Origin of the sequence: Xanthomonas sp. LMG 12462 (assembly GCF_009192885.1) — a bacterium.
In the GTDB taxonomy this organism is placed as follows: domain Bacteria; phylum Pseudomonadota; class Gammaproteobacteria; order Xanthomonadales; family Xanthomonadaceae; genus Xanthomonas_A; species Xanthomonas_A sontii.
In genome coordinates this window covers 34,209-59,050 of record NZ_NMPP01000016.1, presented here as the reverse complement: position 1 = coordinate 59,050, position 24,842 = coordinate 34,209, and the positions used below count along the sequence as shown (strand labels likewise).

At 66.2% G+C, this 24,842-nt stretch carries 15 protein-coding genes and 1 pseudogene; 3 read left to right on the top strand and 13 right to left on the bottom strand.

From position 1 onward, the window contains the following. Positions 1–10: 10 nt before the first annotated feature. From pheT to thrS, 6 genes are all read right to left on the bottom strand, one after another. A complete protein-coding gene (gene pheT / locus CEK69_RS05655) occupies positions 11–2,389 on the bottom strand; it encodes a phenylalanine--tRNA ligase subunit beta (protein WP_152244339.1) in 2,379 nt (792 codons plus the stop codon). Between the two features lie 131 nt (positions 2,390–2,520). Further along, positions 2,521–3,516 (bottom strand): phenylalanine--tRNA ligase subunit alpha, encoded by a 996-nt coding sequence (gene pheS, locus CEK69_RS05650; protein ID WP_010342858.1) that lies wholly within the window; start codon positions 3,514–3,516, stop codon positions 2,521–2,523. 203 nt (positions 3,517–3,719) lie between these two features. Beyond that, positions 3,720–4,079 (bottom strand): 50S ribosomal protein L20, encoded by a 360-nt coding sequence (rplT, locus tag CEK69_RS05645; protein WP_010342859.1) that lies wholly within the window; start codon positions 4,077–4,079, stop codon positions 3,720–3,722. 10 nt (positions 4,080–4,089) lie between these two features. Further along, positions 4,090–4,287 carry a 50S ribosomal protein L35 gene (gene rpmI / locus CEK69_RS05640; protein WP_010342861.1) on the bottom strand — a complete coding sequence of 66 codons (198 nt, stop codon included), beginning with the start codon at positions 4,285–4,287 and terminating at the stop codon, positions 4,090–4,092. Between the two features lie 379 nt (positions 4,288–4,666). Continuing rightward, positions 4,667–5,191 carry a translation initiation factor IF-3 gene (gene infC, locus CEK69_RS05635; RefSeq protein ID WP_304412340.1) on the bottom strand — a complete coding sequence of 175 codons (525 nt, stop codon included), beginning with the start codon at positions 5,189–5,191 and terminating at the stop codon, positions 4,667–4,669. A gap of 63 nt (positions 5,192–5,254) precedes the next feature. After that, positions 5,255–7,159 carry a threonine--tRNA ligase gene (gene thrS / locus CEK69_RS05630; RefSeq protein ID WP_017911219.1) on the bottom strand — a complete coding sequence of 635 codons (1,905 nt, stop codon included), beginning with the start codon at positions 7,157–7,159 and terminating at the stop codon, positions 5,255–5,257. Between the two features lie 325 nt (positions 7,160–7,484). Here thrS and CEK69_RS05625 point away from each other — a divergent pair, with 325 nt between their 5' ends. After that, entirely contained in the window at positions 7,485–8,558 is a 1,074-nt protein-coding gene (locus tag CEK69_RS05625) for a LacI family DNA-binding transcriptional regulator (RefSeq protein ID WP_017916114.1), read from the top strand. A 60-nt stretch (positions 8,559–8,618) separates the two neighbouring features. Here CEK69_RS05625 and CEK69_RS05620 read toward each other — a convergent pair whose 3' ends face one another. Genes CEK69_RS05620 through CEK69_RS05610 form a run of 3 tightly spaced genes read right to left on the bottom strand, consistent with a single transcriptional unit; the run spans position 8,619 to position 13,971 of the window. Continuing rightward, complete coding sequence (locus CEK69_RS05620) at positions 8,619–10,292, bottom strand: alpha-amylase family glycosyl hydrolase (protein WP_193313913.1); 1,674 nt, start codon at positions 10,290–10,292, stop codon at positions 8,619–8,621. Between the two features lie 8 nt (positions 10,293–10,300). Beyond that, the gene (locus CEK69_RS05615; RefSeq protein WP_152244335.1) at positions 10,301–11,782 is read right to left on the bottom strand and encodes an MFS transporter; all 1,482 of its coding nucleotides are present in this window, start codon (positions 11,780–11,782) and stop codon (positions 10,301–10,303) included. Then, the gene (locus tag CEK69_RS05610) at positions 11,779–13,971 is read right to left on the bottom strand and encodes a Six-hairpin glycosidase-like protein (protein ID WP_226975053.1); all 2,193 of its coding nucleotides are present in this window, start codon (positions 13,969–13,971) and stop codon (positions 11,779–11,781) included. The genes CEK69_RS05615 and CEK69_RS05610 overlap by 4 nt, the downstream gene beginning before the upstream one ends. Before the next feature lie 250 nt (positions 13,972–14,221). Between CEK69_RS05610 and CEK69_RS05605 the strand changes: the two are divergent. Next, positions 14,222–16,314, top strand: a pseudogene (locus tag CEK69_RS05605) (glycoside hydrolase family 97 protein). 492 nt (positions 16,315–16,806) lie between these two features. Beyond that, positions 16,807–19,569 carry a TonB-dependent receptor gene (locus tag CEK69_RS05600; protein WP_193313911.1) on the top strand — a complete coding sequence of 921 codons (2,763 nt, stop codon included), beginning with the start codon at positions 16,807–16,809 and terminating at the stop codon, positions 19,567–19,569. 994 nt (positions 19,570–20,563) lie between these two features. Here the strand turns inward: CEK69_RS05600 and CEK69_RS05595 are convergent. The 4 genes from CEK69_RS05595 to CEK69_RS05580 all read right to left on the bottom strand — a co-directional run bounded on the left by CEK69_RS05595 (position 20,564) and on the right by CEK69_RS05580 (position 24,815). Continuing rightward, positions 20,564–22,174: an alpha-amylase family glycosyl hydrolase gene (locus tag CEK69_RS05595; RefSeq protein ID WP_017916120.1), complete on the bottom strand. Its 1,611-nt coding sequence runs from the start codon at positions 22,172–22,174 to the stop codon at positions 20,564–20,566. A 185-nt stretch (positions 22,175–22,359) separates the two neighbouring features. Continuing rightward, positions 22,360–22,794, bottom strand: a complete 435-nt coding sequence (locus CEK69_RS05590) for a DUF4189 domain-containing protein (RefSeq protein ID WP_081613217.1) — start codon at positions 22,792–22,794, stop codon at positions 22,360–22,362. Between the two features lie 64 nt (positions 22,795–22,858). After that, positions 22,859–23,950: a type IV secretion system protein gene (locus tag CEK69_RS05585; protein ID WP_017911227.1), complete on the bottom strand. Its 1,092-nt coding sequence runs from the start codon at positions 23,948–23,950 to the stop codon at positions 22,859–22,861. 79 nt (positions 23,951–24,029) lie between these two features. Then, a complete protein-coding gene (locus CEK69_RS05580) occupies positions 24,030–24,815 on the bottom strand; it encodes a hypothetical protein (protein ID WP_051064752.1) in 786 nt (261 codons plus the stop codon). Positions 24,816–24,842 lie beyond the last annotated feature (27 nt).

Sequence of the window (24,842 nt, the reverse complement as noted above, 5' to 3'; positions counted from 1 at the left end):
CCTGTCCTTCTCAACCACGCATCCGCGCGTCGTGTTCCCGCGCCAGCGCGGCCACCGCATCGGCGACCACCGCCTCCACGTCGCGGTCTGTCAGAGTGCGCGTGTTGTCCTGCAAAATCAAGCCCATAGCGAGACTCTTGCAACCAGCCTCGACCCCCGCACCGACGTAGCGGTCGAACAGCACGACCTCGCGCAGCAAGGGCCCCACCGCCGCGCGCACGCTGCGCGCCAGCGCCGCCCAACTCACCGCGTCCGGCACCACCACCGCCAGGTCGCGACGCACCGACGGGAACCGCGACAGCTCGGCGGCGCGCGGCAGGGCACGCGCGGCCAGCGGCGCCAGGTCCAGCTCGAACGCCAGCACATCGACGTCGATCTGCATCGCCTGCAGCAGCCGCGGATGCAGTTGGCCGATCCAGCCGATCCGCACGTCGTCGCGATAGACGTCGGCCGACCGGGTCGGATGCACGAACGGATGCGTCGACGGCCGGTAGTCCAGGCGTGCGCTGGAGGCCGCGGCCAAGGCGTCCAGGTCGCCCTTGAGGTCGTGGAAATCGACCTTGCGCGCCGGCAGGCCCCATTGCAGGGCGTCGGCATCGCCGCACACCGCCGCCGCCACCCGCTGGGTTTCGGTCGGCGCGGCGCCGGCTTCCGCCGCCGCGGCGAACACCTTGCCCAGTTCGAACAGGCGCACGCGCCCGGCCTGGCGCGCGGCGTTGCGGCCCAGCGCGGCGACCAGCCCCGGCAGCAGCGACGGACGCATCACCGCCAGTTCGGCACTGAGCGGATTGGCCAGGGCCACGCGCCCGTCGTGCAGGCCCCACTGGTCCAGCAGCGCGGCATCGACGAAGGCGTAATTGATGGTTTCCAGCAGATCGCGCGCCAGCAACTGCCGGCGCACGCTGCGCTCGTCCAGCTGGGTCTCGCTGTCCATGGCGATGCGCGTGGCGCCGCCGGGCAAGGTGGTCGGCAGGCGGTCGTAGCCGTGGATGCGCGCCAGTTCCTCGATCAGATCCTCTTCGATGGCGATGTCGAAGCGGCGACTCGGCGCGGTGACCTGCCAGCCGTCGGCCGAGGCGACCACCTCCATGCCCAGCGCGCGCAGGATGCGCTCGACGTCGGCGTCGGCGATCTCGATGCCGAGCACGCGCAGGATGCGCGCGCGGCGCAGCGCGATCGGTGCCGGCGCCGGCAGGAATTCGGGCAAGGCGGCCTCGACCACCGGACCGGCGCGCCCGCCGGCCAGCTCCAGCACCAGCCGCGTGGCCAGCTCCAGCGCCTGCCGCGGCAGCGCCGGATCCACGCCGCGCTCGAAGCGGTGACCGGCATCGGTGTGCAGGCCGAGCTTGCGCCCGCGGCCCATGATCGCGGCCGGCGCGAAATGCGCGGCCTCCAGGAACACGTGCCGGGTGGTCTCGGTGACCCGGGTGGCGTGGCCGCCCATCAGCCCGGCCAGCGCCACCGGCCGATCGGCATCGGTGATCAGCAGGAACGCCGGATCCAGCACGGCCTCGCGGCCATCGAGCAGGGTCAGGGTCTCGCCGCCGCGCGCGTGGCGCACGCCGATCGGGCCCTGCAAGGTGTCCAGGTCGAAGGCATGCATCGGCTGGCCCAGTTCCAGCATCACGTACTGGGTGATGTCCACCAGCAGCGACAGCGGACGCACGCCGCTGCGGCGCAGGCGCTCGGCCATCCACAGCGGCGTCTTCGCCGCCGGATCCAGGTCCTCGACCACGCGGCCGCAATAACGCGGCGCATCGGCGCCCGCATCCAGCGTCACCGCCAGCGTGCGCTCGCTGCTCACCGCCGCCGGCGTCACCGCCAGCGGCAGCACGTCGCTGCCGCAGGCCGCGGCCACGTCGTAGGCGATGCCGCGCACGCCGAAGCAGTCGGCTCGGTTGGGCGTGAGCTTGATCTCGATGCTCGCGTCGGGCAGGCCCAGGTACTCGATCAGCGCCTGGCCGATCGGCGCATCGTCGGGCAGTTCGAACAGGCCGGACGCGTCGCTGTCCAGCCCCAGTTCCTTGGCCGAGCACAGCATGCCGTTGGACGCGACGCCGCGCAGCTTGGCCGGCTTGATCGCGATGCCGCCGACCTGCGCACCGACCAGCGCCAGCGGCGCGACCAGACCCGCGCGCGCATTGGGCGCGCCGCAAACGATCTGCAGCAATTCGCCCTGCCCGGCATCGACCAGGCACACCTGCAGCCGGTCGGCCTCGGGATGCGGCGCAGCCTCGACGATCCGCGCCACCACCACCTGCTGCAGGCCGTCGCCAAGCGGCACGACCTCCTCGACCTCCAGGCCGATGGCGGTCAGGGTCGCGGTGAGCTGCTCACGCGTGGCCTGGGTCGGAACGTGGCTGCGCAGCCAGTTTTCGCTGAATTTCATGGAAGGGCCGGGAATCGGGAATGGAGAATGGGGAATCGAAGACGCGGTCTACTAGGAACGGAAACGGAGAGGGGAAACGAGCCTTTGCGTTGCTTTGCCCATTCCCGATTCCCGTTTCCCGACTCCCAGCCTCAAGCAAACTGCCGCAGGAACCGCACGTCGTTCTCGAAGAAGGCGCGCAGGTCGTTGACGCCGTAGCGCAGCATCGCGAAGCGCTCCACCCCCATGCCGAAGGCGAAGCCGGTGTAGCGCTCCGGGTCGATGCCGACGTTGCGCAGCACGTTCGGGTGCACCATGCCGCAGCCGAGCACTTCCAGCCAGCGGGTACTGCCGTCGGGCTGCTGCCAGGCGATGTCGACCTCGGCGCCGGGCTCGACGAAGGGGAAGTAGCTGGGACGGAAGCGCATCTGGAAATCGCGCTCGAAGAACGCGCGCACGAACTCGGCCAGGGTGCCCTTGAGGTCGGCGAAGGTCGCGTGCTCGTCGACCAGCAGGCCTTCGACCTGATGGAACATCGGCGAATGGGTCTGGTCGCTGTCGCTGCGGTAGACCTTGCCGGCGGCGATCATGCGCAGCGGCGGCGCATGCTCCCCCATGTAGCGCACCTGCACGCCCGAGGTGTGGGTGCGCAGCAGGCGGCCGTCGCCGAAATAGAAGGTGTCGTGCATCGCCCGCGCCGGGTGGTGCGGCGGGAAATTCAACGCCTCGAAATTGTGCCAGTCGTCCTCGATCTCGGGGCCGTCGGACAGCTCGTAGCCCAGCCGCGCGAAGATCTCGGTGATGCGCTCCAGGGTACGGGTGACCGGATGCAGCCCGCCGCGTTCGCCGCGCCGGCCCGGCAGGGTCACGTCGATGCGCTCGGCGGCCAGGCGCGCGTCCAGCGCCGCGGTCTCCAGCAGCGTGCGGCGCTCGGCCAGCGCGGCGGACACCGTGTCGCGCGCGCGGTTGATCGCCTCGCCGGCCAGCTTGCGCTGCTCCGGCGCCAGCGCGCCGAGCTGCTTGAGCTGGGCGGTGATGCTGCCGCTCTTGCCGAGCAGCGCGACCCGCAGTTGCTCCAGCGCCTCCGGACTCTGCGCCGCGGCGATGTCCGCCAGCGCCTGCCCGCTCAGGGAATCGATCTCACTCATTGCACTCGCGCCTCACTGCTCCGGCCGAACCCGTGGCCACCGTGTCCCGCCGATGCGGAACCTCCCTACCCGGCAGGCGCCCCGTCGCCGGGGTGCCCAAAAACGCAAAAGGGGAAGGACTTGCGCCCTTCCCCTGCATGCCTGCGATGGCTCCCGCCGAACCCCGCGCTTGTACGCGCGGGTTCCTGCAGGGATTCGCAAACTTATGCCGCCAGCGCGCCCTTCGCCTTCTCCGCCAGGGCGGCAAAGCCCTGCGCGTCGTGCACGGCGATGTCCGCCAGCACCTTGCGGTCGAGGGTGATGCCGGCCTTGAGCAGGCCGTTCATGAAGCGGCTGTAGCTCATGCCGTTGATGCGGGCCGCCGCATTGATGCGGGTGATCCACAGCGAACGGAAATTGCGCTTCTTCTGCTTGCGGCCGATGTAGGCGTACTGCTGCGCCTTGATCACCGCCTGCTTGGCGACGCGGAAGACCTTGCGACGGGCGTTGTAGTAGCCCTTGGCGAGGTTCAGAACTTTCTTGTGACGACGGCGCGCCTGGACGCCACGCTTGACTCGAGCCATGGTTCAGTCCTCAGAGGTAGGGAAGCATACGGTCCAGACGGCCTGCGTCCTCGGCACGGACGTGGTTCGTCTGCCGCAGGTTGCGCTTCCGCTTGGTCGCTTTCTTGGTGAGGATGTGGCTACGGTTGGCGTGGCCGGCCTTGTACTTGCCGGAGGCGGTCTTGCGGAAACGCTTGGCCGCCGCCCGGTTGGTCTTGATCTTGGGCATTGCAATGTCCTTGATGGTGTTTTGTCACTGGTCAGGGCGGTGGCTGCGCCACACTTTCCGTCCGTGCCCTTACCTGCTTGTAAGCCCTTGATCCACTGAGGATCCGGGCGGGTCCTATTGCCGCGCGAGCGGCAAACCCGATGAACTGGGCCGCGCATTATGCCAGGGCTTGGAATGCCTTGCAAATCATGCGGTTCGGGAGGGCGCGCACTGGCGCGCCGGGAATCGAGAATGGGGACTAGGGAATCGAAAACGGCGCGCACGGCGTCGCCACGCAGCCTGCGCCGGGGCAAAATGCGGGGATGACCATGTCGGTGGGCGCCGTTGGCACTCAGGCGGCCGCGCGCCCGCACTGGGCGGGGCGCGATCCTGGACTGGGTCAGCGCTTCTTCGGCGCGATCATCATCACCATCTGCCGGCCTTCCAGGCGCGGACGCGATTCGATGACGATGTCTTCGCCCAGATCGGCCTCGATCCGCGCGGCCATTTCACGACCGAGCTCCTGATGGCTCATCTCGCGACCGCGGAAACGGATGTTGACCTTGACCTTGTCGCCTTCCTCGATGAAGCGGCGCATGTTGCGCAGCTTGATCTGGTAATCGCCTTCGTCGGTGACCGGACGGAACTTGATTTCCTTGATCTCGACCTGCTTGGTCTTCTTCTTGGCTTCGTTGGCCTTCTTCTGCTGCTCGAACTTGAACTTGCCGAAGTCCATGATCTTGCAGACCGGCGGATCGGCCTGCGGCTGGATCTCGACCAGATCGAGTCCATCCTCTTCGGCCAGCGCCAGCGCTTCGTCGCGGGTCAACACGCCGACCATCTCGCCGTCCGCGCCGATCACGCGCACGCGCGGCACGCGGATCTCTTGGTTCTTGCGGTTCTGTTTGTTGTCAGGGGTACTGATGTTGCAATCTCCCAGGGGAATCGGACTGGCGCGGACGGAGGCTCCGTCCGCACCAGGGTGGTGTCACGCCAACTGCTCGGCGCGCAGCCGTTCGGCGAAGGCGGCGACCGACATGGTGCCCAGATCCTCCCCCGATCGCGTACGGACCGCAATCGCGCCGTTTTCCGTCTCGCGGTCGCCCGCGACCAACAGGTACGGCACCCGCTGCAGCGTGTGTTCGCGAATCTTATAACCGATTTTTTCGTTCCGCAAATCGGCCTCGATGCGGAAGCCTTGATTTGCAAGGAGTTTCCGCACGTTGTCTACATAGTCTGCCTGCGCGTCCGTGATGTTCATGACCACGGCCTGCACCGGCGCCAGCCAGGCCGGGAACATGCCGGCGTGATGCTCGATCAGGATACCGATGAACCGCTCCATCGACCCGACGATGGCCCGGTGCAGCATGACCGGATGCTTCTTCTGGCTATGCTCGTCCACGTACTCGGCGCCGAGGCGGCCGGGCATCATGAAATCCACCTGCATGGTGCCGAGCTGCCAGGTGCGGCCGATCGCGTCCTTCAGGTGGTACTCGATCTTCGGGCCGTAGAAGGCGCCCTCGCCCGGCAGTTCCTGCCACTCCACCCCGCAGGCACCGAGCGCGGCGCGTAGCGCGGCCTCGGCCTTGTCCCAGGTGGCGTCGTCGCCGAGGCGCTTTTCCGGGCGCAGGGCGATCTTGATCTGGATGTCGTCGAAACCGAAGTCGCCGTATACCTTCAGCGCCTGCTGGTGGAAGGCGGTGACCTCGGCCTCGATCTGCTGCTCGGTGCAGAAGATGTGGCCGTCGTCCTGAGTGAAGCCGCGCACGCGCAGGATGCCGTGCAGCGCGCCGGAGGGCTCGTTGCGATGGCAGGCGCCGAACTCGCCGTAGCGGATCGGCAGGTCGCGGTAGCTGTGCAGGCCCTGGTTGAACACCTGCACGTGGCCGGGGCAGTTCATCGGCTTGACCGCGTAGGTGCGCTTCTCCGACTCGGTGAAGAACATGTTGTCCTGGTAGTTGTCCCAGTGGCCGGACTTTTGCCACAGCGACACGTCCAGGATCTGCGGGCAGCGCACCTCGCCGTAGCCGCTGTCGCGGTAGACCTTGCGCATGTACTGCTCGACCACCTGCCAGATCGACCAGCCCTTGGGGTGCCAGAACACCAGGCCCGGGCCCTCTTCCTGCAGGTGGAACAGGTCCTGCTGCTTGCCGATCTTGCGATGGTCGCGCTTGTCGGCCTCCTCCATGCGCAGGATGTAGGCCTCGAGCTGCTTCTTGTCGGCCCAGGCGGTGCCGTAGATGCGCTGCAGTTGCTCGTTCTTGGCGTCGCCGCGCCAGTAGGCGCCGGAGATGCGGGTCAGCTTGAAGGCCTTGAGGAAGCGCGTGTTCGGCACGTGCGGGCCGCGGCACATGTCCACGTATTCCTGGTGGTAGTACAGGCCCATCGCGGTGACGTCGTCGGGCATGTCCTCGATCAGGCGCAGCTTGTAGTCCTCGCCGCGCTGCTTGAACAGCTCGATGACCTCGGCGCGCGGGGTGACCTTCTTGATCACGTCGTAGTCCTGCGCGATCAGCTCCTGCATGCGCTTCTCGATCGCCGCCATGTCCTCGGGGGTGAACGGGCGCTCGCTGTAGATGTCGTAGTAGAAGCCTTCGGCGATGACCGGACCGATCACCATCTTGACCTCGGGATACAGCTGCTTGACCGCGTGGCCGACCAGGTGCGCGCAGGAGTGGCGGATGATCTCCACGCCCTCGGCGTCCTTGGCGGTGATCAGGCGCAGGCTGGCGTCGTGGTCGATGAGGTCGCAGGCGTCGACCAGGCGGCCATCGACCTGACCGGCGATGGTCGCCTTGGCCAGGCCGGGGCCGATGGACTGGGCCACGTCCATGGGGCTGACGGGGTGTTCGAATTCGCGGCGGCTGCCGTCGGGGAGCGTGATCGTGATCATGGGAGTCGGCGGAAAGGGAAACGGGGGGATGACGTCCGCGCCACCTCGGCGGCAGGCCAGCCTGGGCGCGGGACAGAAAGAAGGCGCCACAAGGGCGCCTGCTCGGACAGCCTTGGGCGGGAACTCAAGCGAGGGCGGTGGTAGTGCTCATGTCGCACGCTCGGCCGGCGTCGCCGCGGGCCACCCATGTCCGGATCAGGTCGATAGACAAGAATGGTAAACCAGCTTTTACCAAAATGGTAATTGCGGCCGTTTACCAAAACGGTCATTCCTGGTGCGCGCCCGAGGTCTTCGCTGCGCCGCAGCAAGAGCTCCAGCGGGTGCCATGGCATGCTTCGCCGACGTTTTCCCCGCACCCGGACGCGCCGTCATCAAAGGCAAGGCCACATCGCTGGACATCGCCTACCTGGCAGGCGTGTCGCAACCCACGGTCTCGCGCGCGCTGCGCGGCAGTCCCGCGGTCAACGAGCAGACCCGGCGCAAGATCCTGGCGATCGCGCGCGAGCTGAACTACAAGGTCGACAAGCACGCCTCCAGCCTGCGCCTGCGCAACGCCGGCACCCTGGCGCTGCTGTTCTTCGAAGACCCGACCACCGACGACTCGCTGATCAACCCGTTCTTCCACTCGATGCTGGGCTCGATCACCCGCGCCTGCGCCCGCCATGGCTACGACCTGCTGGTGTCGTTCCAGCAGTTGTCGGACAACTGGCGCGCAGACTATGGCGATAGCCAGAAGGCGGACGGGCTGATCCTGCTCGGCTATGGCGACTACCTGCAGGCGCAGCAACGGCTGCAGCACCTGGTCGACCAGGGCACGCACTTCGTGCGTTGGGGCGCGGTGCTGCCCGGGCAGCCGGGGGTGTCGATCGGCAGCGACAACTTCCAGGGCGGGCACGACATCACCGCGCACCTGCTGGCGCAGGGCCGCCGCCGCATCGCCTTCCTCGGCGACGCTTCCAACCATTACCCCGAATTCCTGGAACGCTACCGCGGCCATCTACAGGCGCTGCGCGCGGCCGGCGCCGACGCCACGCCGGCGCTGCAGGTCGATGCGATCACCACCGAGCAATCCGGCTACGAGGCCGCCCTGGCCCTGCTCGGCCGCGGCGAGCGCTTCGATGCACTGTTCGCCGCCAGCGACCTGATCGCCATCGGCGCACTGAAGGCCTTGCGCGAGCATGGCCTGCGCGTGCCCGAGGACGTGGCCCTGGCCGGCTTCGACGATATCCCGGTCGCCGCCAGCGTCGATCCGGCGCTGTCGACGGTGCAGCAGGACACCAAGCTGGCCGGTGCGGTACTGGTGGACACCCTGCTGGCGCAGATCGCCGGGCAGCCGGTGAGCAGCCGCACCCTGCCGGTGACGCTGGCGCTGCGCGGCTCGTCGCTGCTGCGCAACTGAGCCCTGCTCGGGCGCCGACGCGCCGACGGCCGGCGCTGACGCCGACCGGCAGCACCGCGTTTACGGCGTCGGCGCGACGCCGTCCTTGGCCGCCATCAGCCAGCGCAGCCGCGCGCGCAGGTCCGGGCGCACGATCGGCGCATCGGACAGGAACACGCGCACGCCATGTGCCGGCACCTCGGCGCGCAGCGCATCGGTCACCTCGGTGGCGCTGCCGTCGAAGCCGTCGTGCCAGGTGCCGGGCTGCAGATAGCGGCGCACTTCCAGCGTGCGCGGCGCGTCGCTCTTGTTCAGCAGCACCAGCGCGGTCTGAGTGCTGCCCGCATGCTGGAACACCCGGTAGAACACCGCCTCGTCGCCGGACAGCTGCAGGTTGAGCTGCAGGCCGCGCTGCAACGCCGGGCTACGCTGGCGCAGCGTGGCGATGCGCCGTAGCGGCGCGAAGATCGGACTGCTCGGCGCCGCGTTCACCCGCGCCTGGCCGAAGTAGTTGCGGTTGCCGGCATGCTCGGCGCGGCCGCGCATGAAGCCGGTCTCCGAGCCGTAGTAGATCACCGGGATGCCGCGCGCGGTGAACAGCCAGTTGTGCGCGTCGATGAAGCCGGCGTCGCTGGCGTCCAGCCGCGCCATGTCGTGGTTGTCGTAGAAGGTCATCAGCTCGTACGGATTGGCGTACGGGCCGCGTTCCAGGTACAGCGCCGGCTGCAGCGTTTCGTAGCCGCGCTGGGCGTGGCCGAAGGTCGCTGACAGTGCCTGCTTGAGCGGGAAATCCAGCACGCTGACGCCGGCGTTGCTGGCCCAGGTATGGCCGGCGATCTTGTGCGCGTTGTAGTCGAAGTCCTCGCCGAACATGAACATGCCCGGGCGCTGCGCGCGGATGCGGCGCACGAACTCGTGCCAGAAGCTGTCCGGCATCCAACCGATGGTGTCGATCCGGAACGCATCGGCGCCCTGCCCCAGCCACTGCGAATAGGCGCCGACCAGGTACTCCATCACCGCCGGGTTGCGCTCGTTGAAATCGGACAACTGCGCCAGGTTGCCGCCGGTGTTGTAGAACGCGTGCAGCGGGTTGTGCGCCGGGTCCAGCTTGGACGGCGGCAGATTCTGGTGATCGGCGATGAGCTTGCCGTCGCGGTCGAACACCTGGCCGAACATCGGCTGCCGCTTGGGCATGGTCCAGGCCGGCGAGCCGTGATTGCCGACGATGTCCAGCACCACCTTCAACTGCTGCGCGTGCATCGCCTGGGTGAAGCCGGCGAAATCCAGACCGGGGCTCGGCAGATGCTCGTCGAGCTTGTAGAAATTGACGCCCCAGTAGCCGTGGTAACCGGTCTTGCCACGGTCGCTCAGCGAGCTGCCCCAGGTGATCGGCTTGCCGCCGGTGAAGGCCTCGTCCGGGTTGTCGACGATCGGGGTGATCCACACCGCGCCGAAGCCCAGGTCGCGGATGTAGCCGGCGTTGTCGACCACGCCCTTGAAGTCGCCGCCGAGGTAGCCGATGTTGTCGCTCTCGCCCGGCGGCGCCGGGATCGGAATGTCGAAGGTGCGATGCGCACCGCCCTGGTCACGATGATCGTTGCCGGGATCGCCGTTGACGAAGCGATCGGTGACCACGAAGTACACCGCCTCGCTGGCGAACGGCTCCAGCGTGCCGTAGAACTCCTCCTGTGCAGGCGCCTGGGCCTGCGCCGACCCAGCGCAGGCACCCAGCAGGGCCAGCGCCAACAGCGACATCCGATCGATCATGCGTTCGCTCCCGAATCCGACGGCACCCACAGCACGCACAGCGCCGCCACCAGCAGGCTGCCGCCGCCGATCGCCAGCGCGTACAGCGGCCTGCCGCCGAGCCAGTGCGTGAGCACGAAGCCCAGCACGCTGACCGCGACCAACTGCGGGATCACGATGAAGAAATTGAAGATGCCCATGTACACGCCCATCTTCGCCGCCGGCACGCTGTCCGACAGCAAGGCGTAGGGCAACGACAGGATCGAGGCCCAGGCGAAGCCCACCCCGACCATCGACAGCAACAGCCACTGCGGATCGCGGATCCACAGGAACGACAGCAGGCCGGCCGCGCCCAGGCACAGATTCAGCAGATGACTCACGCGCAGCCCGCAGGCGCGCACCAGCAGCGGAATGGCGATCGCGGCCAGTGCGGCGAAGCCGTTGTAGGCGGCGAACAGCACACCGACCCAGTTGGCGCCCTCGTTGTAGGCGGCCGAGGTGACGTCCTGGGTGCCGTAGTGGGTCTGGGTGACCGCAGCGGTGGTGTTGATCCACATCGCGAACAACGCGAACCAGGAGAAGAACTGCACTCCGGCCAGGCGCCGCATCGCCCGCGGCATGGTCTGCAGGTCGCAGACGATCGCCGCCAGCATGTGTCCGCGACGCAGGCGCGGCGCCACGCCCTGCAGCACGCCGTAAGCGATGCACAGGCCGGCCAGCACGTACAGCATGCGGTCGCCGCGGCACCAGGCGATGGCAACCGCGCCGGCAATGCCTACCGCGCACCACAGCGCAGCGGCGCCATCGACACGGCGCGGTTGCGCCGCTGCGTCCGCGGTGACGACGTCGCTGCCGTGCAGATCTTCGGGCGGATACTCGCGGGTGCGCAGCACGGTCCAGCCGATGGACAAGAACAGCACCGCGCCGCCGACATAGAACGCGTAGCGCACCGTCGCCGGCACCTCCCCGGGGCCGGCGGTGTTGCTGACGCCCCAGTGCGCCAGCAGCCACGGCAGCATGCTCGCCACCACCGCGCCGACACCGATGAAGAAGCTCTGCATCGCATAGCCCGTGGCGCGCTGGCGCGTCGGCAACTGGTCGCCGACGAAGGCGCGGAACGGCTCCATCGAGATGTTGATCGAGGCGTCCAGCACCCATAGCGTCCCGGCCGCCACCCACAGCGCCGGCGAGTTCGGCATCACCAGCAGGGCCAACGTGGTGAACAGCGCGCCGACCATGAAGTACGGGCGGCGCCGGCCGAAGCGGTTCCAGGTGCGGTCGGACAGGTAACCGACGATCGGCTGCACGATCAGGCCGGTCAGCGGCGCGGCGATCCACAGTCCGGGCACCTGGTCCATGTCCGCGCCGAGGGTCTGGAAGATGCGGCTGGCATTGGCGTTCTGCAGCGCGAAGCCGAACTGGATGCCGAGGAAGCCGAAGCACATGTTCCAGATCTGCCAGAACGACAGCGCCGGCTTGGCGCGTGGCACGGTGCTCATGGTCGCTCCTCGATCGGGCCGGCCGGCGCGATCAGCAGCGTGGCGACATCGGCGGCATTGACCACGCCATCGGCGCCGCCCTGGCCACCGGTGTAGCGCGCGAAGTGCTGCAATGCGCTCATGTTTGCCGCCGGCAGCAGCCGCGCGACGCAACGTTGCCCGGCCTGCAGCGCGAACAGCGCTGCCGTTGAGGTCTGCTCGCCGACGCTGTGCGGCATCACCAGCGGTTGCGACCGTGCTGGCGCGGCGCCGCACTGCACCTGCAGGCGTCTGACCGCGGCGGTGACGCCGGTGTTGATCGGACCATGCGCGTTGACGTAACGCAGGCTCAGCCGGTAGGCGCCATCGTGCGGCGCGGTCCACGTCCAACCGTCGGCGCCCTCCACGCGAGCGACGTTGCCGACGCAGACAGTGGGGCTGTGCAACGACTCCCAACGCACACCCTTCCGGGTGAGACTCAGGCATTGGACGCGCTCGGCCAGCGGCAGCAGCGCGCCGTCGGCGCTGCCCGTGCGTGCCTGCCCATCGACGTACAACACCGTGTCCGCAGCCGCCTGCACACGCCAGCCCCCGGTCTCGCGCCGCACCTGCGGTGCCGGCGGTGCCAGCGGCGCGAAGGCGTCTTCTGCCGTCAGCATCTGCAAGGGCGCACTTCCGCTGTGGCGTGCCACCAAGTCGATGGTGATGACGCCGTTCTGGCTGTGGGTCTTGCCGGCGACCAGCAGGTCGCCCTGCAGCTGCATCGGCCGGCGCAGCACGATCCGGCGGTCCTTCAGCTGCAACGCAATCTCCTGGCGCTCGCCGAACAGCATGGGCACCAGGCTGGTCGGCAGCTTGGGCAGCACGCGGCCGTCGTCCTCCACGCCGAACACGCCTTCCATCACCATCGCCAGGTAGCCGGCCACCGACCACAACTGCCGCGGTGAATTGACCACCGGGCCGCTGAGCGGGCCGTCGTCCACATGTGCGGCCTGGCTCAGGAACTCGTAGTTCTCCATGTTCGAGCCGGCCAGCGCGGCGCCGCGCAGCAATGAGCGCACTTCCAGGTCGATGCGCGCGCTGTCGTTGGTCTGCCGCGCCGCGCGCAGCGCATAGGCGCTGACGAACGGCCAGATGGCCCGGTTGTGGTAGATGGGCACGTCGCGCTGCTGCGGCCACACCACCGGACTGCCCGCCTCCACCGCGGGATAGCGGGCCAGCGCCTGGCGCGCGCGCGCGGCCGGCAGTACGTCGGCCAGCACCGCCAGCGACAGGCCCAGCAGATCGTAGCGTTCGTAGCGCACCGGGTGTTCGGCGGTGCCGATGTAGCCGACGTAGGTACCGCGGTCCTCGCGCCAGAAACGCTGCGCGATCGCCTGGCGCAGCGCGTCGGCCCAGCCGGCGTAGCGCGCGGCCGCCTGTGCATCACCCTGCTCCCGGGCCAGACGCTCGCCCAGGCGCAGCGCCTGGTAATGCAGCACGTTGGTGGACAGCGCGAAGGAACTGGCGATGAAGCCGACATCCTCGCGGGTCCAGGCCGGATAGGTCTGCTCGCGCCAGTCCAGGAACGAGGTCTCGCCGCGGTACAGGCCGATGCGCGGGTCGAACGCGAACGCGCGATCCTGCGCCAGCGTGGCAGTGAGTGCGGCACGGGTGTCGGCGGCGAAGGCCGGATCGTCCAGCAGGTGGCGCGCAGCCAGGAACCACACCACCCGGTCGCTGCTCACCGGCCAACTGCCGCCGGAGCCGGTGTCCTGCGCCACGAACAGCCCCGGCAGCGCGTCGGTGCCGCGCATCGGCGACAGCTTGAAGCGCAGCGAGCGGCGCGTGCGCTCGGGATCCAGCCGCGCCAGGGCCAGGTCCGCGGCATAGCTGACATCGCGGGTCCACACGTAGGGCCAGCGCTCGCCGGTCTGGTAGCAATCGCACGGCAACGGCTTGCCGTGATCGAACGCCGGGTCGCGGATCGCCTGCACCTGGTCGTCGTGCAGCTCCTGCTGCGCCAGCGCGAACAGCGCATCGAACAACGGACTGTCGGTCTCGCTGCGCAGCGGCTGTGCCGGCACCGTGCGTGTGCCTTGGGCCGCGTGCAGCACGAAACCGCCGTCGGCAGTGACCTCGGCCTGCGCGGTCTGGCCACGCAACTGCAATGACGCCTGTCCAGCAGACGCCGACGCCGCAGCACCCAAGGTGGCGGCCAAGCAAATCATCTTCAGCATCGAAGCGGCAGACCGGCTCGCACCGATCGACCTCCCTCCCTCTTTGCCTGCATGGTGGAAGCGCAGGCCGGCACGCCGGCGCTGCGGTCGCCGCCTCCGCATCGCGGGGGCGCTGCGGACATGGTAGACGGGCGGCACCGTGGCGCGTGCAGTTGCATACGTATTCATCGTATGGGCCTCCAGCGGCCAGGAACCGCCTCGCTATAGTCGTTGCGATGCCACGGTCGCCCTGGGAGGGGAGATGCCGCTGTTTGAGGTCCTGTCGCGCCTGCGTCTACCGTCGTTGCTGGCGAGCGTGTTGTGGTGCGTTGCGCCATGCCTGCACGCCGCGCCGCAGACGGTGGCCCGCGTGGACTCGCCGGGCAAGATCCTGCGCGTCTCCCTGCAACTGGACGAAGGCCGCCCCAGCTATCGCGTGCAGCGACTGGGCGAGGCGGTGATCGGCGAATCGCGGCTTGGCTTTCAGTTGCGCGACGGCGCGCTGGATCGCGACCTGGCGGTGCTGGACCAGCACAGCCGCAGCGTCGACGAGACCTGGGAACAGCCATGGGGCGAGCGCCGCTACGTGCGCAACCACTACAACGAGCTGCGCGTGGAGCTGGGCGAGCGCGGCGGCCGCCAGCGCCGCTTCGCGGTGGTGTTCCGCGTCTACGACGACGGGCTCGGCTTTCGCTACAGCTTTCCGCAGCAGGCGGGAATGCAGGAGGCGATCGTCGACGAGGACTGACCGAGTTCGACATAGTCCCCGAGGCCACCGCCTGGTGGATTCCTGCCGGCGCCCCCATCCACTACGAATACCTGTACCGGCGCACCCCGCTGCGCGAAGTGCCGCTGGCGCACACGCCGTTCACCCTGCGCAGCCAGGACGGCCTGCACCTGGCGATTCACGAGGCCGCCCTGGTCGACTACGCCGGCATGTGGCTGCGCCGCGGCGAAGGCCAGCGCCTGCATGCGCAACTGTCGCCGTCGGCGGAAGGCTGGAAGGTGCGCCGGTCCCCGCCCTTCGACACGCCGTGGCGCACGCTGCAGATCAGCGACACCGCCGGCGGCCTGGTCGATTCCAACCTGATCCTCAATCTCAACGAACCCAACGCGCTGGGCGACGTGAGCTGGGTGCACCCGGCCAAGTACATCGGCGTGTGGTGGTCGATGCACCTGAATCAGGAAACCTGGGCGCGCGGCCCCAGGCATGCCGCCACCACCGCCAACACCCGCCGCTACATCGACTTTGCCGCGGCGCACGGCTTTCGTGGCGTGCTGGTCGAAGGCTGGAACCCCGGCTGGGACGGCAACTGGGTCGGCAACGGCGACGACTTCGACTTCACCCACGCCACCGCGGACTTCGACATCGATGCGCTCAGCGCCTACGCGGCGAAGAAGGGTGTGCACCTGATCGGTCACCACGAGACCGGCTGCGCGGTGGAGCACTACGAAGACCAGCTCGATGCGGCGCTGGATCTATATGCACGACTGGGCGTGGACACCTTCAAGACCGGCTACGTCTGCGACGACGGACAGGTAGACCGGCGCAATCCCGCCGGCGGCCCGCTGTTGCGCGAATGGCACGACGGCCAGTTCATGGCCCGCCACCATCTCAAGGTGGTGGAGGAAGCCGCCAAGCGCCACCTGTCGGTCAACGCCCATGAGCCGATCAAGGACACCGGCCTGCGTCGCACCTACCCTAACTGGCTCTCGCGCGAAGGCGCGCGCGGCATGGAGTACAACGCCTGGGGCGAGCCGCCGAACCCGCCGGAGCACGAAGTGAACCTGGTGTTCACCCGGATGCTGGCCGGACCGATGGACTACACCCCCGGCATTCTCAGCCTGACGGGCCGCGGCGGACGCGCGATTCCGAGCACGCTGGCACGGCAACTGGCGCTGTACGTGACCCTGTACAGCCCGATCCAGATGGCGGCCGACCTGCCCGAGCACTACCTGCAGCACCGCGACGCCTTCCGCTTCATCGAGGACGTGGCGGTGGACTGGGACGACAGCCGCGTGCTCGACGGCGAGATCGGCGACTACGTGACCATCGTGCGCAAGGACCGCCACAGCCGCGACTGGTTCCTGGGCAGCATCACCGACGAACACGGCCGCGTGCTGCCGATCGCGCTCGGCTTCCTCGAACCGGGCATGCGCTATCGCGCCGAGATCTACCGCGACGGCGACGCCGCCGATTACCAGCACAATCCGTTCGACTTCGTGCGCGAGCAGCGCGTGGTCACCAGCCGCGATCAGTTGCAGGTGAAGCTGGCACCCGGCGGCGGGCAGGCGATCCGTTTCGTGCCGCTGGACCCGGCGCCGGCCTCCGCTGGCACGGCGGCATCGCGCTGACGCACCACCATGCGGCACGCGGCACCGCCAGCAGCACAGCGGCGGAGGCATACACTCGCCATGCCGGATCACGGCGCTCGCCTCTGCGGCGCCGCGCCATCGTGCGCGGCAGGTCAGCGGCGCGCGGCGCGCCGCTTCCGCCAAACCATGTCGCGCCATCTGCGAGCTCGCCCGACGTCAGCATGCCGGCGTACTCCCTGGCATCACTCTCAGTGCAGCACCCGAATGTGCATGCAGCACGACGTCAGTTGCATGAAGCACGCGCATGCTCGCCGCGGCACCGGCGTAGCGGCGCGCGCACGACATTGCGATCCTGAAAGCGCTTCCAATGCGATGCAGGCCAGTGAATACGTATGCAGCGGACGTTCGCGACGAAGCCGCGTGTCTACCATACAGCGCAATCGCGACACCGCCCTGCGGCTGCGCGACACGCACATCCGGCCGCCTCGCCGGTTCAGACATTCGCAAGACAACATTGCCTGGGAGGGGAAAATGTTGAACCACAAGCGCAACGCGCTGACGCTGGCGCTGGCCGTCGCGATGACGCCGATGCTGGCTGCTGCACAGTCCGATACCACCGCCACCACATCCAACGATCCGGTCACCGAACTGGACAAGGTCCAGGTGACCGGCATCCGCCGCGGCATCGAGAACGCCATCGCGATCAAACAGGACTCGACGTCCATCGTCGAAGCGATCTCGGCCGAGGACATCGGCAAGCTGCCGGACGTGAGCATCGCCGAATCGCTCGGGCGTCTGCCCGGCCTGGCCGCGCAGCGCGTCGCCGGCCGCGCCCAGGTGATCAGCGTGCGCGGCCTGTCGCCCGACTTCGCCACTACCCTGCTCAACGGCCGCGAAGTGGTCAGCACCGGCGACAACCGCAGCGTCGAGTTCGACCAGTATCCCTCGGAACTGGTCAACGGCGTGACAGTGTACAAGACGCCCGACGCCGGCCTGGTCGGCCAGGGCCTGTCCGGCACCATCGACATGCAGACCGTGCGTCCGCTGAGCTTTCCGGACCGGGTGATCGCCGTCAGCGGCCGCCTGCAGAAGAGCTCGCTCGGCAAGGCCGCCAACGTCGACGCCTTCGGCAACCGCTTCAGCGCCAGCTACATCGACCAGTTCCTGGACAACACCCTGGGCTTCTCGATCGGCTATGCCCACAGCGACATGCCCATCCAGGAAAATCAGGTCGGCCTGTACGAGCCGTGGACGACCGAGAAAACCGACAAGGGCGAGCGCCGCGGCGTTCCGCAAGGCACCTTCTTCTCGGACGGCATCAAGGCATTGCGCCGTACCGGCAACAACAAGCGCGATGGCGTGATGGCGACCGTGCAATTCCGGCCATCCAACACCTGGACCAGCACCTTCGATGCGTTCCATACCGAAGCCGAACAGATCGATACCGCCAATCAGTTCGAGCTGAGTCTCAGCGGCAATGGCGAGGATCCGAACAACCCGGCATCTATCCTCCCGGTGTTCACCAATGTCAGCCGCAACGCCGATGGCACCTTCACCCGCGGCACCATCAACAACGCCTATCCGCTTGTCCGTGGCATGTACAACAAGCGCAAGGACAAAATCGACGCGTTCGGCTGGAACAACGAGTTCAACCTGGGGAGCGTCCGGCTAATGGCCGACCTGAACTACTCCAAGGCCACCCGCGACGAACTGAACCTCGAAAACAACCTGCAGCTGATCCCGCGACCGCAGTTCGATTCGATCGGTATCGCCGTCCATCCAAACGGCTTCTCGCAGATCACACCCGGCCGCGACTACTCCGACCCGAACAACCTGTTCCTGACCAACACCATCTACGGCTCCGGCTACGGCAAGGTGCCGGAGGTCGAAGACCGGCTGAAGGGCGGCCGCCTGGCGGCGACGCTGCCCGCGCCGCAGGCGCTGACCTGGTTCTCGGACATCGACGTGGGCGTGAACTACGCCGACCGCCGCAAGCAGAAGACCCAGGCCGAAGGCAACATCCTGCTCGGCGCGCAAGGCGACACCAGCATCGCCAGCGATCTGCAGTACGACCCGGTCAACCTCGGCTTCGCTGGCATCGGCACCATCCCGGCCTGGAACGTGCCGGCGGCGGTCTCGCGCTACATGACCTTCAACCCGGTCACCAACCTGGACTACCTCATTCCGAAGTCGTGGACGGTGCAGGAGAAGATCACCACGGCCTGGCTCCGCGCCAACATCAATACCGACATCGGCGAGGTCGGCGTGCGCGGCAACATCGGCGTGCAGTTGCAGCACGCCGACCAGAGCTCGCAGTCCAGCTACTTCGACCAGTCCCGTCCGGCCGGCCAGAACGTGCTGCCGATCGACGCCGGCAAGACGTACAACGATTGGCTGCCGAGCCTCAACCTGGCCTTCCTGTTCCCGCACCAGCAGACCCTGCGCTTCGCCGCGGCCAAGCAGGTGGCGCGGCCGCGCGTGGACCAGATGCGTGCCGGCCTGGATTTCGGCGTGGACACCTCCACCGGCAAGCCCGGCGGCAGCGGCGGCAATCCCCTGCTCGACCCGTGGCGTGCCAACGCGCTGGACCTGTCGTACGAGAAGTACTTCGGCGAGAAGGCCTACGTGGCCGCCGCGGTGTTCTACAAGGACCTGAAGAGCTACATCTACACGCAATCGCGCGACGATTACGACTTCTCCGCCCTGCTCGCCAGCTACGTGCGGCCGCCCAACATGACCGTGCCGGTGCAGACCACCGGTACCTTCTCCTCGCCGCAGAACGGCAAGGGCGGCACCCTGCGCGGGCTCGAGCTGACCGCCTCGCTTCCGCTGGACATGTTCACCGACAGCCTGCGCGGCTTCGGCATCCAGGCCAGTGCCACGTTCAACGACAGCGACATCAAGATCGTCGATCCCGAAAGCGCCTCCAGCGTGGGCTCGGCGCCGATCGACCTGCCCGGCCTGTCCAAGCGCGTGTACAACTTCACCGCCTACTACGAGCGCAACGGCTTCGAGGCACGCGTCAGCCAGCGGCGGCGCTCGGACTTCATCGGCGAGATCGGCAACTTCAACGGCAACCGCACGCTGCGCTACGTGGTCGGCGAGAACGTCACCGACGCGCAGGTCAGCTATACCTTCGCCGACGGCAGCAGCCTGGCCGGGCTGAGCCTGCTGCTGCAGGCGAGCAACCTGACCAACTCGCCCTACCGCACCTACGCCGGCACCAAGGATCGCCCGCTGGAGTACGTCGAATGGGGACGCACCTACATGCTGGGCGTGAACTACAAGTTCTGAGTCCCGCGTAGAGGCTGCAGACGACGCCCGCCGGCGCAACCGGCGGGCGTTTTCGTTGGGGCGGTTGCCACGGACGGTTGCGTCAAATGCCGGGGTGACCAGAGAGAAAACGATGAGATCAGGATCGAGCAGCGTTGGCGATCTGGTTTGCCGATCGGGATCAAGACGAGCGGCCTGAAGGGCGCACACCAGCCCTTTCGCCTGCAAGAAGATCTACAGAAAGCGATCGCGCGCGAACTGATGGAGATCTCGCCGCGTCCGCGAAGTTCCCGACAAAAAAGCCGCGAGCGCGCGGAATGGCCGCGTCGCCGAAAAAGATCTGCACTTCAGGAGTGCATGGCCCAAGCCCTCTGCGTGCCAGAAAGCGCCATGCCTGGACATTCATTGCTGAACTCCGAACTGGTCGGCCCGGCCGCGCCACGGACCATGCATCCGCGCCAAATCGATACTGCGGCAGCTGACCGAGGTGAGCAGCACCATCTTCAAAGATGGGTCTCAGCCAGGAGGCCGCAAGATCGAGACCAGGTGGCGTCGCTGGAAAAGCGGCGTTTCAGAACACAAGGGCTGGCGTGCAGACATGGTGACATTGCCGCGATGGACACAAGCGCAGCGATGACGGCGGATTCGTGGCCGCGTCGGCTAGCCGGCAGCAAGAGCGACAGCGACGCAGCAGTCTGTTGTGTGGGCCAGCAAGGCAAGTCTCCGAGCTGGCCTTGGTTCCAGGACGGCGTGATTGTCGGCGACGACGCGTGCCCTGATTACCGGGCACGCCAAACCGCGAAGACGGCGTGGCGTGGTCACCGCAACATGCTTACTACGGACACTGAACTTCCAGAGCGATCCTTGTCGTCCAACAAGCGCCCACGTCGGTGGTATGCATGCGGCCTATCCGACGCAGTGCACGCCGGACTGTCTCTCACAAACACCATCTCGGCAATGCCGTAGCCACACAGCAGGATGCGACGCGGCCGTCGCAGCGATCACTTGGTCCCGCTCACGCGCCCTGCAGGCACACCATCGCATAGCCGGGCAAACGCAAGCGCTCTTCGACCGCACCCGCGACCACGCCCGGCACCTGCAGCGCCTGCCAGCTGCCCTCAGGCAGCGCCACGTCGGCGGCCTCGGCGGACAGATTGAACGCCAGCAGCAAGCGCTGCGCGGCGTGGCGACGCTGGAACATCAGCACGGGCTCGGCCGTCTCGTGGAAGACGATGTCGCCCTCACGCAAGGCCGGATGGCGCTTGCGCCAGGCCAGGAACTGGCGAATCGCATGCAGGACCGACTGCGGGTCGGCCTCCTGTGCCGCCACCGATTGTGCGCGATGCGCTGCCGCGATCGGCAACCAAGGCGTCCCCGTGCTGAAACCGGCTTGCTCGCTGGCATCCCACGGCAACGGCGTCCGGCATCCATCGCGGCCCTTGAAGTTCGGCCAGAACGCGATGCCATAGGGATCCTGCAGCGCCTCGAACGGCACCTCTGCCTCGCCCAGGCCTAGCTCTTCGCCCTGGTAGACGCAGACCGAGCCGCGCAGCGAACACAACATCGCGATCAGCAGCCGCGCGAAGGCCGGCGTCTCGGCACCCTGCCCCCAACGCGTCACCGCGCGTTGCACGTCATGATTGGAAATCGCCCAGCACGGCCAGCCTTCGGTCATCGCCGCTTCCAGACGCGAGACCGTCTCGCGGATGTAGGCCGCGCTGAAATCGTCGGTCAGCAATTCGAAGCTGTAGCCCATGTGCAGGTGCCCGGCGCGGGTGTATTCGGCCGTGGTCGCCAGCGAATCCTCCGACGAGATCTCGCCCAGGCTTACCGTCCCCGGATAGCGGTCGAGCAGGCTGCGCAGCTTCTGCAGGAACGGCAGGTTCTCCGCCTGCGTGTTGTTGTAGTAGTGGTACTGGAAGGCGTACGGATTGTCCGGGCTGAAGCCGCGGCCGACGCGCTTTTCCGGCGGTTTGGGCGGGTTGTCGCGCAGTTGCGGATCATGGAAGCAGAAATTGATCGCGTCCAGGCGGAAGCCGTCGACACCGCGCGCCAGCCAGAACTCCACGTTGTCCAGCGTCGCCTGCTGCACCTGCGGATTGTGGAAGTTCAGATCCGGCTGCGAGGCAAGGAAATTGTGCAGATAGTACTGCCCGCGGCGCGGTTCCCACTGCCACGCCACGCCACCGAAGATCGACAGCCAGTTGTTGGGCGGCGCCCCGTCTTCGCGCGCATCGGCCCACACGTACCAATCCGCCTTCGGATTGTCGCGGCTCTGACGGCTTTCCTTGAACCAGTCGTGCTCCACCGAGGTGTGACTGAGCACCTGGTCGATCATCACCTTCAGGCCCAGCGCATGCGCCTTGGCCAGCAGGGCATCGAAGTCGGCCATGGTGCCGAACAGCGGATCGACCTCACGATAGTCGGCGATGTCATAGCCGAAATCGGCCATCGGCGACTTGAAGAACGGCGAGATCCAGATCGCATCCACGCCCAACGCCGCGATGTAGTCCAGCTTGCGCACGATGCCCGGCAAATCGCCGATACCGTCGCCGTTGGCGTCGAGGAAGCTACGCGGATAGATCTGATAGATGACGGCACCGCGCCACCATGGAGCCTGAGACATGCAACGCCCCCCTTCGGGCAGAAATCGCGCGTGCGACGGGCACGCGAAACGCTGCGCTAGAGTAGCGTTGATGCAGGAATTTCAGCGGTGCCTGCATACGTATTCACACATGGCGAAAGTGATCACTTGAAAAAACGCGTCCACCATGAACAGGACTCGTTAAATCCAACACCGCAAAAAGAAAATCAATATTCCCTGAAGTAGGGCTTAGAGCAATCCGTACCTATGACTGTGCACTCAGAACCTGAAGCCTCTTTACAGCGACGCAGCGCTTCTTTCTTCGCGGCGCTCACGGTCGCGCCACTCACTATTTTCCCCACCCCAGTTCCATCAGGACCTTGGACAACGGCAACACACTGGTTTTTGTAGGTAAAAACAACCTTGCAGTCCGAATTTCCGAGGCCAGCACACCTTTCCAACGCACCGGCCTCAGCATCCGATTCCGAAAACCTTCCAGTGCTGCTTCCGACATCTCCGCTGGACGCACGTGCGATAGCCCCCCACGTCTTGATCCACTCTCCCGTCAACCGCGCAGACCCATCCTCGCCTCCGGGGCTCGGGCCACATTGAGGACTGCCAGGAGCCACTCCCGACGGGCAGGCAGTTTGCGCCAAGGCCATCGGACTGAGCAGTAAGCAAGAAGCAAAGACTATCGCCTTCAAAACATCACCTCCAAACATATTATCAAACGACGTCCTGCGGCCTGTACCTACCGGCACCTGTTTGACCAGAAGCGTCAGAAGAAAACTGAACCTGCCTTGTGGAGTGATTAGGAGTGACGGACTGAGACGAATTGAAATCTCCTCCTCGAAACGCCGATTCGCCACCAGGTGACTGCGGCGCGCGAGGCCTACCAGACGCAGGATCCCGTCCGACCTGACCAAAGCCAGAGTAAGGAGAGAATTGGCCGAGCGTGCCCTGGAAAAATGCAGCCGCCATAGGTGGCGCAGTAATGATTAGGGTACTCAATACCAAACCGATACCACCCTGCTGCAATGACATGCTGCCGACGCCCTCAGTTGCACCACCCGACACAGCCCACTTCGCTAAGAACGCGGCACCTACCACAGCGACGACTTTCGTCGCCAAGCCAACCGTGAAGCTAAGCACCCCCAAGGAGAACACCGTGCCGATCCCATAAGTCAACCACTTTTGGAACAATGACTTTGTGGCATCAAATAGCAGGCAAAGAATGAACAATGGCCCAAAGCCGATGAACAGTGCCATTGCCAACTTGTTCAGCAACAACAACGAGCCGCCCACGATTCCAGGACCAGCCATTCCGATCCCACTGAACAACCTCGCGCGATCCTTCTCCTTCTCGATGTCCGGATTACCAGCACTGTCGATCTGATCGATACTTGTCATGGCGATCTGCATCATCGCCAGATTGTCGTCGATTGCCTCATAGGGACTCTGTGAGCTACCGGTCACCGTGAAAACGATCGCGCTGCTCAGTCCATCGGTCAGCCTCCAATACAGTCCTTTCATTCCTTCAGGCCGAGCCGCAGCCACCATGCTCATGGCCACACCAATGATCAGCGCCGACCGCAACGACTTGACGACCAACTCCATGGCCGACTCGCGCGATTGACCAGTCGCAACTTGGTAGCCCTTGAACAGAATCCAAAGCGTCAACGCGCTCAGCGCGGTCACTGCAACCCAATCGGACATGCGAATGAGCAATGACCACTGGAAGTAGTCGATTTCATCTCGCAGAAAATTGTTGATGGCTTTGAAGAACTCGTAATTAGCGTAATTCTGCAAGAAATTCATGACCGCTCCATAATGCCATGCTCATCACTGAGCCAAACCACCATCAAGCCACTTTTAACCAAGCAGCACTTAACACAGACTAATTCTCAATACTCAAAGACTTATAGTCGCCATCAGGCTTTTTCGACTTAGCCAACTCCAGTGCCCCTTTCATCACTGCTCCAGCGGCGATCGTCTGGGCCAGGTCGCTAAGGCCGGCAAACGCATCGAACAAGCTGCCACCTCCACCAGTATTGGTGGCGGAAGGCGCTTTCTTGCCGCGCATAGCGGCCCAACCACCAGCTGACTGTACTTGGGTCAGGTAGGACAAGCGCTTCTCGTAGGCAAACATCGCTGCTTCCATCTGCTGACGATCGATATCCATCAGCGCCCGCAACGCGATCAGCTTGTTCGTGTTGTCTTCCAGCAAGCCGATCTGGTTCGTGCTGATTTTCGCGCGCTGCTGTTCCAGATCGCGCAGGCGCTGCAACCGCTTTTCGGTGATGTCGTACATCGCCACCATGTAATTGAACTGCGAGTTACGCGTACGCTGGATCAATTCGCAGGTCTGCTGCTGTTCAGTTGACACCGGAGTGCCAGCAGTCTTGCTAGCACAATCGGACACACCGTAGTTGTCGTCGACCTTGACCAGCTTTTCCTTCGGCTTGTCGACCTCATCGCCACTGGACTTCTGTTTCTCGGCCTTGCCGACCTCGTTATCCCCGCGGATCTTGTCCAGCTTCTGATCCAGCGTCTTTGTATTGGCTTTATTCTCGTCAATTTGCGTCTTATCGATCACTTTCCACTGCGCAAAAGCAGTAGCGGGCAACAGCGTGAGCAGCGCAATTGCAGCAACGACACCTGTACGGCTAAAGACTTTCGTCATCTTGTCCATAAACACCTCAACACAGAT

What these genes read in the sequence shown, in the direction of transcription:
- CEK69_RS05580 (WP_051064752.1), bottom strand. Translation starts at nt 24,815, where the DNA reads ATGACGAAAGTCTTTAGCCGTACAGGTGTCGTTGCTGCAATTGCGCTG.
- CEK69_RS05595 (WP_017916120.1), bottom strand. Translation starts at nt 22,174, where the DNA reads ATGTCTCAGGCTCCATGGTGGCGCGGTGCCGTCATCTATCAGATCTAT.
- thrS (WP_017911219.1), bottom strand. Translation starts at nt 7,159, where the DNA reads ATGATCACGATCACGCTCCCCGACGGCAGCCGCCGCGAATTCGAACAC.
- rpmI (WP_010342861.1), bottom strand. Translation starts at nt 4,287, where the DNA reads ATGCCCAAGATCAAGACCAACCGGGCGGCGGCCAAGCGTTTCCGCAAG.
- CEK69_RS05625 (WP_017916114.1), top strand. Translation starts at nt 7,485, where the DNA reads ATGGCATGCTTCGCCGACGTTTTCCCCGCACCCGGACGCGCCGTCATC.
- CEK69_RS05590 (WP_081613217.1), bottom strand. Translation starts at nt 22,794, where the DNA reads ATGGCCTTGGCGCAAACTGCCTGCCCGTCGGGAGTGGCTCCTGGCAGT.
- pheT (WP_152244339.1), bottom strand. Translation starts at nt 2,389, where the DNA reads ATGAAATTCAGCGAAAACTGGCTGCGCAGCCACGTTCCGACCCAGGCC.
- CEK69_RS05610 (WP_226975053.1), bottom strand. Translation starts at nt 13,971, where the DNA reads ATGATTTGCTTGGCCGCCACCTTGGGTGCTGCGGCGTCGGCGTCTGCT.
- CEK69_RS05615 (WP_152244335.1), bottom strand. Translation starts at nt 11,782, where the DNA reads ATGAGCACCGTGCCACGCGCCAAGCCGGCGCTGTCGTTCTGGCAGATC.
- CEK69_RS05585 (WP_017911227.1), bottom strand. Translation starts at nt 23,950, where the DNA reads ATGAATTTCTTGCAGAATTACGCTAATTACGAGTTCTTCAAAGCCATC.
- CEK69_RS05620 (WP_193313913.1), bottom strand. Translation starts at nt 10,292, where the DNA reads ATGTCGCTGTTGGCGCTGGCCCTGCTGGGTGCCTGCGCTGGGTCGGCG.
- CEK69_RS05600 (WP_193313911.1), top strand. Translation starts at nt 16,807, where the DNA reads ATGTTGAACCACAAGCGCAACGCGCTGACGCTGGCGCTGGCCGTCGCG.
- pheS (WP_010342858.1), bottom strand. Translation starts at nt 3,516, where the DNA reads ATGAGTGAGATCGATTCCCTGAGCGGGCAGGCGCTGGCGGACATCGCC.
- rplT (WP_010342859.1), bottom strand. Translation starts at nt 4,079, where the DNA reads ATGGCTCGAGTCAAGCGTGGCGTCCAGGCGCGCCGTCGTCACAAGAAA.